This window comes from Kitasatospora sp. NPDC001175 (assembly GCF_053598215.1).
On record NZ_JBSFJU010000004.1, the window covers coordinates 165413 to 179384 of the forward strand.

9 protein-coding genes are annotated in these 13972 nt (G+C 72.0%); 8 read left to right on the forward strand and 1 reads right to left on the reverse strand.

The genetic code is table 11. The features are described from left to right. The first annotated feature begins 74 nt into the window (after positions 1 to 74). From ACWDAK_RS05095 to ACWDAK_RS05120, 6 genes are all read left to right on the forward strand, one after another. A complete protein-coding gene (locus ACWDAK_RS05095; RefSeq protein WP_427393115.1) occupies positions 75 to 2966 on the forward strand; it encodes a SpoIIE family protein phosphatase in 2892 nt (963 codons plus the stop codon). 139 nt (positions 2967 to 3105) lie between these two features. Further along, a complete protein-coding gene (locus ACWDAK_RS05100; RefSeq protein ID WP_427393116.1) occupies positions 3106 to 4641 on the forward strand; it encodes a sugar ABC transporter ATP-binding protein in 1536 nt (511 codons plus the stop codon). 13 nt (positions 4642 to 4654) lie between these two features. After that, positions 4655 to 5695, forward strand: a complete 1041-nt coding sequence (locus ACWDAK_RS05105; protein ID WP_344639108.1) for an ABC transporter permease — start codon at positions 4655 to 4657, stop codon at positions 5693 to 5695. After that, on the forward strand, positions 5692 to 6861 hold the full coding sequence (locus ACWDAK_RS05110) for a substrate-binding domain-containing protein (RefSeq protein WP_427393117.1): 1170 nt from the start codon (positions 5692 to 5694) through the stop codon (positions 6859 to 6861). Before ACWDAK_RS05105 ends, ACWDAK_RS05110 begins: the two co-directional genes overlap by 4 nt. Positions 6862 to 6936: 75 nt before the next feature. Next, on the forward strand, positions 6937 to 7530 hold the full coding sequence (locus tag ACWDAK_RS05115; protein WP_427393118.1) for an isochorismatase family protein: 594 nt from the start codon (positions 6937 to 6939) through the stop codon (positions 7528 to 7530). Positions 7531 to 7724: 194 nt separating this feature from the next. After that, positions 7725 to 8414 carry a TNT domain-containing protein gene (locus ACWDAK_RS05120; RefSeq protein ID WP_344639105.1) on the forward strand — a complete coding sequence of 230 codons (690 nt, stop codon included), beginning with the start codon at positions 7725 to 7727 and terminating at the stop codon, positions 8412 to 8414. A gap of 99 nt (positions 8415 to 8513) precedes the next feature. On the opposite strand, the gene ACWDAK_RS05125 is transcribed toward ACWDAK_RS05120, so the two are convergent. Continuing rightward, complete coding sequence (locus tag ACWDAK_RS05125) at positions 8514 to 10136, reverse strand: purple acid phosphatase family protein (protein WP_344639104.1); 1623 nt, start codon at positions 10134 to 10136, stop codon at positions 8514 to 8516. A gap of 530 nt (positions 10137 to 10666) precedes the next feature. On the opposite strand from ACWDAK_RS05125, the gene ACWDAK_RS05130 reads away from it, so the two are divergent. Together ACWDAK_RS05130 and ACWDAK_RS05135 are read left to right on the forward strand one after the other, a co-directional pair. Further along, positions 10667 to 12565, forward strand: a complete 1899-nt coding sequence (locus tag ACWDAK_RS05130; RefSeq protein WP_427393119.1) for a PEP/pyruvate-binding domain-containing protein — start codon at positions 10667 to 10669, stop codon at positions 12563 to 12565. A 36-nt stretch (positions 12566 to 12601) separates the two neighbouring features. Next, on the forward strand, positions 12602 to 13957 hold the full coding sequence (locus ACWDAK_RS05135; RefSeq protein WP_427393120.1) for an ATP-grasp domain-containing protein: 1356 nt from the start codon (positions 12602 to 12604) through the stop codon (positions 13955 to 13957). Positions 13958 to 13972: the final 15 nt, after the last annotated feature.

Consider the following 13972-nt stretch of genomic DNA (forward strand, 5'->3'; position numbering starts at 1 on the left):
CCGCTGAGGAATCCGCTTCGTGGTCAAAGTCCTAATATTGCTTCGAAGGGGGCAGCTCCCGGAGTGTGAGTGCCGTGGCGATCGTGACAGGTGCCGGCGAGGCGGGCATAGGCCCCGCACGGGTCCGTGAGCGCTTCCTGCACGACGGGACGGTCGAGGGCCACGTGCGGAGCCTCATCCTCGACTCGTGGCAGCGCTCCCAGCTGCTGGGGCTCTCACCGGACCGGATCGAGCTGCCGTACCGGCCGGACTTCGAACCGGACGGCCGGCTCGTCCGTGCGGCCGTACCGGTGCTGGACCGGCTGGCGGCCAGGTTCGCGGGCAGCCGGATGAACGTGGCCCTCACCGACGAGACCGGTACGGTGCTGCAGCGCCGCTTCGGTGAGATCTCCATGGCCAAGACCCTGCCCGAGTTCCAGAGCCTTCCCGGCTTCGTGTTCGCCGAGCAGTACGGGGGGACCAACGGCATCGGTCTCGCCCTCGCCGAACGGCGACTCATCCACGTCTACGGTGCCGAACACTTCGCCGAGCGATCGCAGGTCAACGGCTGTTCGGCGATCCCCGTCCGCAACCCGCTCAGCGGACGCATCGAGGGGGTCCTCTGCCTCGGCTTCCCCCGCAGCTACGCCGACCCGGCGCTGGACACCGTGGTCCGAAAGGCGGCCGCCGTGATCGAACAGAGGCTCCTGACGCAGAGCTCGGCGCGGGAGCGCGCGCTGCTGCGGGCCTACCTCGACTCCGGCCGCCCGGTGCAAGCGGGTGAGACGGCCGGGGACGGGCGGCGTCTGCTCGGGGTGGACGAGCTGGCCCAGAGCGGACTGGACCGCAACGACCAGGTGCTCCTCGCGGAGCAGGCCACCGAGCTCATCTCCCGGGCCCAGCGGGCCGCCGTCGAGGTGACCCTGTCCCGCGGCCGGCGGGTCACCCTGATGAGCCACCCGGTGACCAGCAGCTCCGGGGTGGAGGGCGTCGTCATCGAGGTGGTCCTGCACAGCGGCTCGATCCGGCCGCAGCTCACCGTTCCGGGCCGCCTCGGCGAGCAGCTCAGCCTCCCGATGACCATCGCCCCGCCCGCCCGCCCCGCCCCGCCGCCCGGCCCCGCCGAAGCCGCCCCGTCGTGCCCCATCGACGCCCGCCCGTCCGGCGGCACTTCGGACACCCGCGCCACCGGCGGTGCCACCGGGCGCCGCGTCTCCGCCGGACTGCTGCTCGTGGGCGAGCCCGGCGTCGGCAAGTACGCCGTCGCGGCCCGCCGCCGCCTGGAGCTGCTCTCCGAGGCCAGCACCCGGATCGGCACCACCCTGGACGTCACCCGCACCGCCTGGGAGCTCGCCGAGATGGCGGTCCCGCGGCTGGCCGACTACGTCACCATCGACCTGCCCGAGGCCGTCCTGCGCGGCGAGGAGTCCGCCGATCCGCGCAGCGACCTGCACCGCACCGTGGTCCACGGCGTCACCGATGACTGCCCCTTCTACCCGGTCGGCACACGGGTCGACCTGCGTCCCACCACACCGCACGTCCGCTGCCTGACCAGCGGCCAGGCGGTGCTGGAACCCGATCTGAGCACGGCCGCCGGCTGGCAGGCCCAGACCCCCAAGGGCGCCGAGTGCATCCTCGCCCTGGGCGTCCACTCCCTGATCACCGTCCCGCTGCTCGCCCGCGGCGTCGTCCTGGGCATCGCCAGCTTCTACCGTGCGCGGGACCTCGCCCCCTACGGCGACGACGACCGCTCGCTGGCCCAGGAGCTCGCCACCCGCGCCGCCATCTGCATCGACAACGCCCGCCGGTACACCCGCGAGCACAGCATGGTGCTGGCCCTGCAGCGCAGCCTGCTCCCGCGCGGCCTGCCCGAGCAGAGCGCCGTCGAGGTCGCCCACCGCTACCTGCCCGCCGAGTCCGGTGTCGGCGGCGACTGGTTCGACGTCATCCCGCTCTCCGGCGCCCGGGTCGCCCTGGTCGTCGGCGACGTGGTCGGACACGGCCTGCACGCCGCGGCCACCATGGGTCGGCTGCGCACCGCCGTGCACAACTTCTCCGAGCTGGACCTCGCCCCCGACGAACTCCTCACCCACCTGGACAACCTCGTCGGCCGCCTCGACCGTGAGGAGGACGACGCGGAACCCGCCGCCGACCGCACCGGCATCATCGGCGCCACCTGCCTGTACGTCGTCTACGACCCGACCAACCAGCGCTGCACCCTGGCCCGCGCCGGCCACCCCCCGCCCGCGGTGGTCCGGCCCGACGGCACGGTGACGCTCCCCGAGCTGCCCGCCGGGCCACCGCTGGGGCTCGGTGGCCTGCCCTTCGAGACCGCCGAGTTCCACCTCCCCGAGGGCAGCCGACTGGTGCTCTACTCCGACGGGCTCATCGAGGACCGCCGGTGCGACGTCGACACCGTGCTCGACCGGCTGCGCGGCGCGCTGGCCCGCCCGGACAGCTCTCCGGAGGAAACCTGCCGCGCGATCGTGGACACCGTGGTCCCCCAACGGCTCGTCGACGACGTCACACTGCTCGTCGCCCGCACCCGGGCGCTGCCCTGCGACCGGATCGCCACCTGGGAGGTGCCCGCCGACCCCGCCCGGGTCGCCGACATCCGCGCCGCCGTCACCCGCAGGCTGGGAGACTGGGGCCTGGACGAGGTCGCCTTCGTCACCGAACTGCTGCTCAGCGAGCTGGTCACCAATGCCATCCGCTACGGCAGCGAGCCCATCCAGGTACGACTGATCCACGACCGCACGCTGATCTTCGAGGTCTCCGACGCCAGCAGCACCGCGCCGCACCTGCGCCACGCCGCCACCACCGACGAAGGCGGCCGCGGCCTGTTCCTGGTCGCCCAGCTCGCCCAGGCCTGGGGCACCCGCTACACCGACCGGGGCAAGGTCATCTGGGCCGAGTGCGCCGTGGAGCCGTCCGGAGACCTTCCGGACCTGTCCGCGAGCTACCTGGCTGACATACCCGCCATCTAGCGACGCGGCTCGGCGAAACCGTGTGTCGGCGGTGCGGCGGCCGGGCCTCAGCTGGTAGGAACGGTGCACCGCGAGAGAGACGGCGCGATCCGGTGGGGCAGCGGCAACGGCCCTTGGCGGCCGAGCCCTGGAGAGGTCCATGCATGACGCTCCCGACACCACGGTGGGCGACGCCTCGGCGGGCCCGCTCGTCCGCATCCGCGGTCTCGGCAAGCGGTTCGGCGGCACCCGCGCACTGGCCGGAGTCGACCTCGACATCCACCGCGGCAGCGTCCTGGCCCTGCTCGGTCCGAACGGTGCCGGGAAGACCACCCTCATCAAGATCCTCGCCGGGGTCGAGCGCGCCGACGAGGGGGAGGTGACGGTGGCCGGCCACCCGATCGGGAGCGAGGCCGCCACCCGGAGCATGTCCTTCATCCACCAGGACCTCGGGCTGGTCGAGTGGATGACGGTCGCCGAGAACATCGCGCTGGGCACCGGCTACCCGCGCTGCCACGGCCTGGTCTCCTGGCGGCAGACCCGGGAGCGCTGCGCCGAGGCCCTCGGGACCGTCGCCGGACACCTGGACCCCGACGTGCGGATCGCCGACCTGGCCCCGGCCGAGCGCTCGCTGGTCGCCGTCGCCCGCGCCCTGGCGAGGCGGGCGGAGCTGATCGTCCTGGACGAGCCGACCGCCAGCCTCCCCGCCGCCGACAGCGCCCGGCTCTTCCACGTGCTGCACGTCCTGCGTGAGAGGGGGCACGGCATCGTCTACGTCACCCACCGCCTCGACGAGGTGTACCGGGTCGCCGACACCTTCGCCGTGCTGCGCGACGGCCGCCTGATCAGCTCCGGCCCGCTCGCCGGCCACAGCCCCCGGCGCCTGGTGCACGACATCGTGGGCCGCGAGCCGACCGGCTACCGCCGCGCCACGACCCCCAGCGGCCCGGTCGTGCTGAGCCTGCACGGCGTACGGACCGAGCACGCCGGACCGGTGAGCCTCGAACTCCACGCCGGCGAGATCCTCGCGATGGTGGGGCTCACCGGCGCCGGCCACCTCGACCTGGGCCGCGCCCTCGCCGGCGCCCGGCCGATCCGCGCCGGGTACGCCCTGCTCGACGGCAGGCCCTACGCCCCGCGCACGGTCGCCGCGGCCGCCGCCTCCGGCGTCGGCTTCGTCACCGGCAACCGCCAGGAGGAAGGATGCGCACCGGAACTGACGGTCCGTGAGAACCTGCTGGCCAACCCCGGGGTGGGCGAGCGGCCGGCGCCGCACTGGATCAGCCCCAGGCGCGAGCGCACCGAGGCCGCCACCCTGATCGAACGCTTCTCGGTACGCCCCAGGGACGGCGAGGCCCCGATCGCCACGCTGTCCGGCGGGAACCAGCAGAAGGTGATGCTCGGCCGCTGGCTCCGGGTGCGCCGCCGCCTGCTGGTCCTCGAGGAGCCGACCGCCAGCGTGGACGTGGGCGCCAAGGCCGAGCTCTACCGCCTGCTGGACCAGGCACTGGCCGCCGGCCTCGCGGTGCTGCTCAGCTCCACCGACTTCGAGGAGGTCACCACCGTGTGCCACCGCGCCCTGGTGTTCGTCCGCGGGAGGGTGACCCGCGAACTGACCGGCGCGGCCCTCACCGTCGCCGGGCTGACCCGCGCCGCCTCGGCCATGCCCGCCGTCAGCGGCGGCGACGTCGACTGAAGCACCAGGACCGATGACCGCAAACCGCTCCCGCCGGTGGCCGCGCGGCCACCACCTCATCGGCACCTACGGTCTGCCGGCCCTCGCCGCCCTGTTGTTCCTGGTCTTCTCCGTGGTGCTGCCGGACACCTTCCCCACCCTGGACAACATCTCCTCCATCCTCTCCAACCAGTCGATCCCGGCGCTCCTGGCGCTCGGCGCCACGATCCCGGTGGTCACCGGCAAGTTCGACCTCTCCATCGGCTACGGCCTCGGGCTCGCCCACGTCCTGACACTGCAGCTCATCGTCGGCGGCTGGCCCTGGCCCCTCGCCTGCCTGGCGGTGATCACCGGCGGGGCGGCCTTCGGCGTCCTCAACGGCCTGGTCGTCGAGTACGGCCGCATCGACTCCTTCATCGCCACGCTCGGCACCGGCAGCATCCTGTACGCCTTCACCGGCTGGATCACCGGCGGCGCCCGGATCGTGCCCGGCCCGGGCGGCCTGCCCGCAGGCTTCACCGACCTCTATGACTCCAAGTTCCTCGGCCTGCCGGTGTCCGCCTCCTACGTGGTCGTGCTCACCGCCGCGCTGTGGCTGTTGCTGGAACGGCTGCCGCTGGGCCGGTACATGTACGTCATCGGCTCCAACACCCGTGCCGCCGAACTCGTCGGCATCCCGATCCGTCGGTACGGCGTGTACGCCTTCGCCGGATCGGGACTGGTCGTCGGCTGCGCGGGCGTCCTGCTCGCCGCCCAGCAGCAGATCGGCAACCCGAGCGTCGGCATCGACTACCTGCTGCCCGCCTTCGTCGGCGCGCTGCTCGGCTCGACCGCGATCAGGCCCGGCCGGGCCAACGCGCTGGGAACCGTGGTCGCCGTCGCCGTCCTCGCCATCGGGCTCGCCGGGATCGGCCAACTGGGCGCCGACTTCTGGACCGTCCCGCTGTTCAACGGCGCGGCCCTGCTGGTCGCGGTCGGCCTGGCGGGCTACTCCGCACGCCGCCGGCTGCGCGCCGACGCCGCCGGGAACGGGCACGCCCCGGCGGACGCCGCCGCGCCCCGGGACGCCCGGTGAACCGTAGGGCCGTCAGGGGTGCCGCCCTGCTGGCTGCGGCCGGTCTGCTGGCCTGCTGCCAGCGCGGCGTGTCGACCGGCACCGGCTCCGCCACCGCGGGGCCGACGAGAGCCGGCTGCCCGGCCGTCCTCGACCGGGCCAAGTCCGACGTCCAGCAGGCGGAGCGGATCGACCTCGCCTGGAGGGGCCCCACCAGCGGTCCTGCGGCGGTACCCGGCAAGACGATCGTCTTCGTGGCCCAGACCATGACCAACCCGGGCGTCGCCGGCGTGGCAAGGGGCGTGGCCGAGGCCGCGGCGGTCATCGGATGGAGTGTCCGGGTGATCGACGGGCAGGGCACGCCGGTCGGCATCCAGGCGGCGTTCAGCCAGGCGATCGACCTCAGACCCTCGGGCATCGTCATCGGCGGTTTCGATCCCGCCCTGACCGCGCAGCAGTTGGCACAGGCCGAAGCGGCGCACCTCCCGCTGGTCGGCTGGCACGCGGAGGCCACCCCCGGCCCGAGCCAGAACCCCAAACTCTTCAGCAACGTCACCACCAGCGTCACGGAGGTCGCCCGGATCACCGCGGACTGGGTCATCGCGGAGTCCAACGGCAACGCCGGGGTGGTGGTCTTCACCGATGACTCGATCCCGTTCGCCAGGAACAAGTCCGACCTGATCAAGAGCGGTCTCGCCGACTGTCCCAACGTCAGGCTGCTGGCCTCCGCGAACATTCCGATCGCCGACGCCAGCGGCCGTACGCCCCAGGAGGTCTCCTCGCTGCTCGCCCGCTTCCAGGGCCAGTGGACCTTCTCCGCCGCGATCAACGACCTCTACTTCGCCGATGCCGCACCCGCCCTGCGCGCGGCCGGCAAGCCGGGTGACGGCGCCCCGTTCAACATCGGCGCGGGCGACGGCGACCCCTCGGCCTTCCAGCGCATCCAGAGCAGGCAGTTCCAGGCCGCCACCGTTCCCGAGCCGCTCACCGAACAGGGCTGGCAGGTCGTCGACGAGTTCAACCGCGCCTTCGCCGGCGACCCAGCCAGCGGATACGTCGCACCGGTCCACGTCGCCACCGCTGCCAACAGCACCGGGGTCACCGCCTGGGACCCGCCGGGCTACCGCGAGGCCTACCGCAGGATCTGGGAACGGCCGGAAGTGGGCGGGGTGCGGTCGGGTGAATGACCGGGCCGGGACGCACTCCGCGGCGGCGGGGCGGGCACGGATGGGGCCCGAGTCCCAGCGAGGAAGGGTTGCAGCGTGCACCGTGCACTGATCGTCGTCGATGTGCAGAAGGACTTCTGCGAGGGTGGCAGCGTACCCGTCAAGGGCGGCGCGGAGCGGGCCGGCGCCATCGCCGGCCTGGTCCAGAACTCCACCGCGAGTGACTACGCGCACGTGGTCGCCACCCGGGACCACCACATCGATCCGGGCAGCCACTTCTCCGACCACCCCGACTACCGCGACTCCTTCCCGGTGCACTGCGTGGCCGGCAGCGAGGGAAGCGCCTTCCACCCCGACTTCGCGCCCGCCGTGGACTCCGGGGCCGTCGACGAAGTCTTCTACAAGGGGGCGCACTCCGCCTCGAAGAGCGGCTTCGAGGGCTCGGCCGAGGACGGTACACCGCTGGCCGACTGGCTCCGAGCGCGGAACGTCAGCGACGTCGACGTCGTGGGCATCGCCACCGACCACTGTGTGAGGGCCACCGCGCTGGACGGTGTCCGCGCGGGCTTCGCCGTCCGCGTCCTGCTGGACTACACCGCCGGTGTCGCCGCCGACAGCACCGACAGCGCCATCGGGGAGATGCGCCGGGCGGGCGTCGCACTGACCGGCGAACCCGTCGTCCTCGACTGAGCTCCCTCTGCTCGACCGGGTGCGTTCCGGGGGAGCCCGCAGCGCGCGGGGCACGGTGCACTCGGCGCGCCCTGTTGACTCACCGTCACCGCGGACGGTTACGTATGCGCGCGGCTACACACCGTGGCCGAATCGTCGACGGTGTGTCAGGTCCGCATGTGATCGGGGCGCACCGGCCCGTTCGAGGGAGCAGTGTGAAGGTTCCTCGCATCCTTACGACCCTGGCCGCCGCCGCGGTCCTGTTCGCCGGTTCACTGCCGGCCGCCGCCGAGGCGCAGACGTTCCGCGCCGATCACGGCGGGGGGCATGGCCCCGGCCAAGCCGCATTCGACAAGTCGCTGACCGAGTGCTCGACCGAGCTCCTCGACGGGGACCCGCGGCTCGGCCCGCTGCGCCTGCCCGTCCTCGGCCTGGTGGGCAAGGAGGTCACCGGCTACCGTCCCACCGATGACCTGGGCTCCGAGCGGTTCCTGGACCTCTACTGGCGCGACGGCGGCTTCATCTTCCCGAAGCAGGACGGATACGTCCTCAATCCGGACGGCACGCCGCAGAAGAGCGAGGTGACCCTGCAGGAGGACCAGGACATCGACCGCTTCGGCAGTGAGCGCGGCCAATTCCTCGCCCCCGAGGGGACGCCGTACGCGCAGCGGGCCATTCCGCCGCAGAACCTGGTCGGCGACCCGGCGGCCGGCTGCAACTACCACGACTACCGGGTGCTCAAGCCGTTCAAGGTCTTCACCGGACCCGTCGCGCCCTGGTTCGCCCAGCCGGGACTCGGCACCCAGTACCAGCTGGACTCGAGCCTCGTCCCCGGGGCCCCGCCCGGACGGGACTTCAACGTGGGCTGGCTGGTCGCCAATCACTTCCTGGAGCGCATCATCTGACGGTCGCTCGAAAGAGCGCGAGCGCAACGGCCCGGCCCGGACCGCCGGTCCGGGTCGTCGGGCTCGGTCCCCCGCGGCACCCCGGGTCGCCGTCGGGATTCAGGCGCGGGCGTCGGAGCGCGGCCGTTCCAGGGTGAAGGCGTCCACCGGGGTCAGGTCGCCGTGCGGGCCGTCGAAGGTGTAGTAGGTGACCCGCATCCGGGTGCGGCCGCTCCGGCGGTCGCCGGGGTCGACGTCGAACGCGGCGAAGCCGTGGGTGTGCCGGCGGTCCTGGACCGAGGCCCAGGGGGCGTCCTCGGTGACCCAGACCGGATCCCGGTGGCCCGCCAGGTAGTTGCCCACCTGGTCGCCGAGCGAGACGATGACCCGGCCGTACGGCTTGTCGAAGAGGTCGTTCTGGGAGGTGGCGAAGTTGCCGCCGGCACCGATGACCATGTGGACGGTGCCTCGGCCGGTGTCGATCACGTCGGTCCGGGTCGACACCGGGATCGGGGTGCGCGTCTCGTTGGGGAGGGCGCCGCGCACGGGGTGCGAGCGCTCGTAGTGGTGTTCGTGGCCGCTGACGACGAGGTCGACGCCGTAGCGGTCGAAGAGCGGGCCCCAGGAGCTGCGCACGCCCAGGTCGCTCCCGCTGCCGGACTTGGTGCTCGAGATCATCGGCTGGTGCATGCAGACCACGATCCAGTCGATCGACCGGTCCGCCCGCGTTGACCCCAACTCGGCTTCGAGCCAGTCCCGTTGGGCTCCGCCGGAGTAGCCGTGCACATAGCTGTCACCGGCGTCCTGGATGGCGACGTCGTCGTTGGCGAGCGAGATGAAGCGGACCGCGCCGACCGTGAAGGCGTACCACATGCCCCGGGTCTCCTGGTCGAAGGAGGCGGCGGAGTGGGGGAGTTCGAAGTAGGTCTGGTAGCCCGAGGCGCCGATCGGGCCGTTGCCCTGCTCGTTCTCGTGGTTGCCGGCGCAGGGCATCCAGGGGCGCAGCCGGGCGGAGCGGCTGTTGCTGATGAACCAGTCGGCCCAGGTCGCGGTGCGGCTCTGGCCGAAGCGGGGGCTGGCGGCCGCGTAGCAGAGGTCGCCGTTGACCAGGTTGAAGAGCGGGCCGACCCGTTCCACCGCCGCCACGATGTCCGCGGAGGCGGCCGAGCCCACCTGGCTGCTGGTGTAGAGGGGATAGCCCCCGGTGGGCGAGGGGACGCCGGGTGGGAGGTCGACCGTCCTGCGGAGGTTGGCGGTGGCCTGGTCGCCGAAGCTGGTGAAGGTGAAGGCGGCGCGGCCGCGCGGGGCGGTGGTGAACGATCCGGTCTCCGGAGCGGTGCCGTCGTGCCCGGCGGTGTACAGGTAGGTGGTCGCCGGGCGGAGCCCGGTGAGGCGGGCGTGGTGGACGTACACCTCTTCCCTGGTGGCGGCGTCGCGGTACGTCCTGGTCTCGGCGGCGACGGTCCGGCCGAAGCCGCCGTCGGGCGAGCCGAGCCGGACCTGCGGCTGGCGGACCGACTGCGGGGTGATCCAGGAGACGGTCATCTGGGTGGCGGGGTCGGTGCCGAACTGCAGGTGGAGTCCGTTCACGCTCGGCGCCCCGAGCCGGTGCGGGCGGGATTGGAGTAACGGGCCCGGCGGGGCGGCCGGTTCGGCGGCGGAGGCCTCCGTGGACCCGCCCACCACCAGGGCGGCGCCCGCCGCCGACGAGCCCTTGAGCACCGATCTGCGTGCGATCGCCATGGACGACCCCTCCCCGACGGGATGTTGGTGGCGAGCACAGTACCGGCAGGAGCACGCTCGGAGTAGATCTGTGACGACCTTTGTGGCACTGGACATGACATGCAGCTGGATGACGGCCGTGGGGTGCACCGGGCTCCGGGCTGGAGATCGTGCAGGAATCAACATTCCGGAAATCTTCGATTGTCCGGCCGGCCGAGTGCCTACTTGTTGTGACCTTTGCCACAGCTTGACCCGCCGGTGCAGTTTCATTGGGCGGGATCTTTATGGCCGAATCAATCCATAGTGACCGGATGTCATGTGACCATTCGTCAGAAGTCCAGATGTGATGGCAATATGTGTGTAGCCGTACCACCCTTCTGACCTGGTGCACACTGATCGTGTACACGATGACGAATGGCTGAACTGTGCGCATTCCCCGTTCGGATCGCAACGAAGCGACCACGCGGCCTCGCCTCCCAGGCAAAAAGCTCACCATCCAGGAGTTTTCCCAGCTCGCCGGCAACGTCGGGGGCTATCCCTATGTGAAAATCGTGCTCGACCGCGCCGAGTCGGTGCTCCACTTCATCGACAGTGCGGACGGCACCCTCCACGTCCGCTACATCGCGTGCGAGATACTCGGCATGTCGATCGACGAGTTGGCCGGCAGGCTCGATTCGTTCAACGACGACGTCTACCGGAATCCCGACCGCCGCTTCTATCTCGGTACCCTCGCCCTGCACACCCGGCAGGGCCCGGAGAGCGGCCAGGCGGCGGACGCCTTCCTGTCGTTGGAGACCGTCGACGTCGACACCATGTCCCAGGACATGCTGCGGCTCTTCTACCACCGGGTGCGCGACCACGTCGACCCGTCGCTGCCGCTGGTCCTCAAGCCGGCCAACCACCGGCAGGAGGGCTACGTCGCTCGGATCCCGGAGACCGAGATACCGCGCGTCCTGTCCCACGAGCTCTACTCCACGGCCTCCTTCGTGCCGCTGAACCCCGGGACGGCCCACGGGCGGCTGCGGGTGTTCCGCTCCGAGGAGGAGTACCGGGCCGACCCCGAGCCGCTGGAGTGGCACGACATCGTGGTGATGCCCAAGGTTCCCGAGGACATCCCCCGGGTGTCCGGCATCATCCACACCGAGCACACCACCCCGCTCTCCCACATCAACGTGATGGCCGCCGGGTGGCGGATCCCCAACGCCGTCGGCATCGGAGCCGTCGACCGGATCGACCGCGCCGTGCTGGCCGGCCGATGGGTCCACTACCGGGTCGACGCCGACGGCGCCGACCTCCTCCTCGAAGCCGCGCAGCCGCGCCGCGACGGCGTTCGGCCGACGCCGCCGACCGAACGCATCACCGTGGACCGGCCCGACCTCGCGCCCACCCCGATCACCCCGCTGTCCGAACTGCGCGCGGGTGACCGCGTCCGGTTCGGCACCAAGGCGGCCAACCTCGGTGAGCTCACCCATCTGCTGCAGCACGGCTCACCGCGCTGGCTCGGGTTCTACCGCGTCCCCCGGCCGCCCCGGGACAACCTGCTGCGCTACCTGGCCCGGCAGCTCGGCGTCCCGGAGACCGCGGGCGACGCCGAGCTGACCGCGGCCACACAGCGCTTGGTGAAGGAGCACGCCCAGGTGCCGCGCGGGATCGTGCTGCCGTTCTCGCTCCAGCAGCGCTTCCTCGACTCCTCGGCGGAGCTCCAGGTCGCCGTCGACCGGATCAACTCCGCACTTGCGAAGGGGGCTTCGCGGATCGAGGAACTCTGCCTCGAAGCGCAGCGGCTGATCCGCACCACCCCGCTGCCCGACCCGATCCGGACCGAGATCGACCGGGCGATCGACCGGCACCTGTACGGCGTGACCGTCCAGGTCGTCCGTAGCTCGTCCAACGCCGAGGACCTGCCCGGCTTCTCCGCCGCCGGACTCTACGAGTCGGTGGCAGACCGCACCGGCACGGACGCGGTCCTCGACGCGGTGCGGGAGGTCTGGGCCTCGCTGCTCTCGCCACGCGCCGTGCTGCTGCGGCACCAGGCGGGCATCCACCTGGACCACTGCCGCATGGGCGTGATCGTCCAGGAGCAGGTCGGTGCCACCACCGGCGGCGTCCTGGTCACCTGCAACCCACTGAGCCCGCAGGACTTCCGCAACGTCTACCTCAACATCTCGCCGCACTCGGTGACCGAGGTGGTCTCCGGTCAGGGCGCGCCGCTCCAGTACCTGTGCAACACCATGGAGGGCGGCAGCCGCACGGTCTCGCTGGGCTCCGCCACCGCCGACCTGGACGCCGCGACCAAGGACCTACTGTGCCGACTGGCCCTGATCAGCCGGCTGCTGCAGTCGCACTTCTCGCCCGACGAGAGCTACGCCGCCCCGGTCGACATCGAGTGGGCGATCGAGGACGACCGGGTCAGCCTGCTGCAGCTGCGCCCCTTCCGCACCGGCGGATGACCCGGGCCGAGTGAACTTCCGTCAGGAGGAAGTACGTTGAACAGGATTCTGTACGTCTACGTCAAGGGCGGAGCACCGCTTGAGTACGCCTTCCCTCGCATCGCCGCCTGCGGGGAGCTGCACGTACTCGCGCTGGCGCCGCTGCCCACGACCGCGGAGGAGGTGTGGCGGCCCAGCTGTACCAGCATCGAGCTGCTGTCCGAGGCGCCGCGCGGCGACGAACTGGTCGAGCTGATCGTCGAGTACGCGAAGGCGATCGGAGCCGACGCGGTGCTGACGCTCTCGGAGTTCGCGGTGCTGGCCGTCGCGCACGCCGCGAGCCGCCTCGGCCTGGCCGGTGCCGGCGAGGGGATCATCCGTGCCAGGGACAAGCGGCTGATGCGGGAGGCGTGGGCCGCCGCCGGGGTGCCGATACCCCGGTTCCGCCGGGTCGACGGCCTCGCGGACCTGGACGCCGCGCTGGCCGAGCTCACACCGCCGCTGCTGCTCAAGCCGGCCTGGGGCGCCGGGTCGGTCGCCCAGATCGTGCTGGCCTCGGCCGCGGACGCCGCCCCGGCGTGGACCGAGATCGAGCGTGGACTCCAGGCCGGCAGCCGGGTCGGCATGAACGAGCTCTACGCCGCGGACACCGACCGGGACCGGCTGGTCGAGGAGATCGCCGAGGGCTCCACCGAGGGCTGGTACCGGGAGCCCGGCCACGGCGACTACGTGAGCGTGGAGGGAATCGTCGCGGACGGCGTCTACCGGCCGCTGGCCATCACCGCCAAACTGCCGACCGTGCCGTCCTTCGTCGAGGTGGCCAGCACCTCGCCCTCCGTCATGCCGGTGCCGCTGCAGCGCCGGATCGAGGAGGTCTCGCGGCAGGCCGTCGACGCGCTCGGGCTGGAGAACTGCGGTACCCACACCGAGCTCAAGCTGATGAAGAACGGCGAGCTGGTGGTCATCGAGACCGCGGCCCGGTTCGGCGGCCTGCTGACGACCAGGCAGGTCCACGAGGTGTTCGGGCTCGACCCGATCGGCATGCTGGTCCGGCAGCTGCTGGGCGAGCGGGTCGAGTTCCCCGGGGCCATGCTGACCGACGGGGTCCGGGCCGCCGCGTCGGTGGCCGTCGTCCCCGCCGATGCGGCCGGAGTGCCCTGGCGGACCAGGCCGGTCTGGAACCCGCAGGCGGTGGACTGGCAGAGCCTGCTCTCACCGGGCAGCACCATCGAGGCCGTACCCGCCTTCGCCATGCCGGCGGGACAGCGGGTACCCGCGTTCGACCCCTCCGCGGGGTCGCGCAACTGGCTCGGGGTCTACCTGCTGAGCGCGGTCGACGCCGCCACCCTGCACCGCGACTGCAACGCCGTGCTGAACGGTCTGGAAGCTGCCCTGCAGCGGGCCGCCGGCTGATCCCGCCCGTCGATT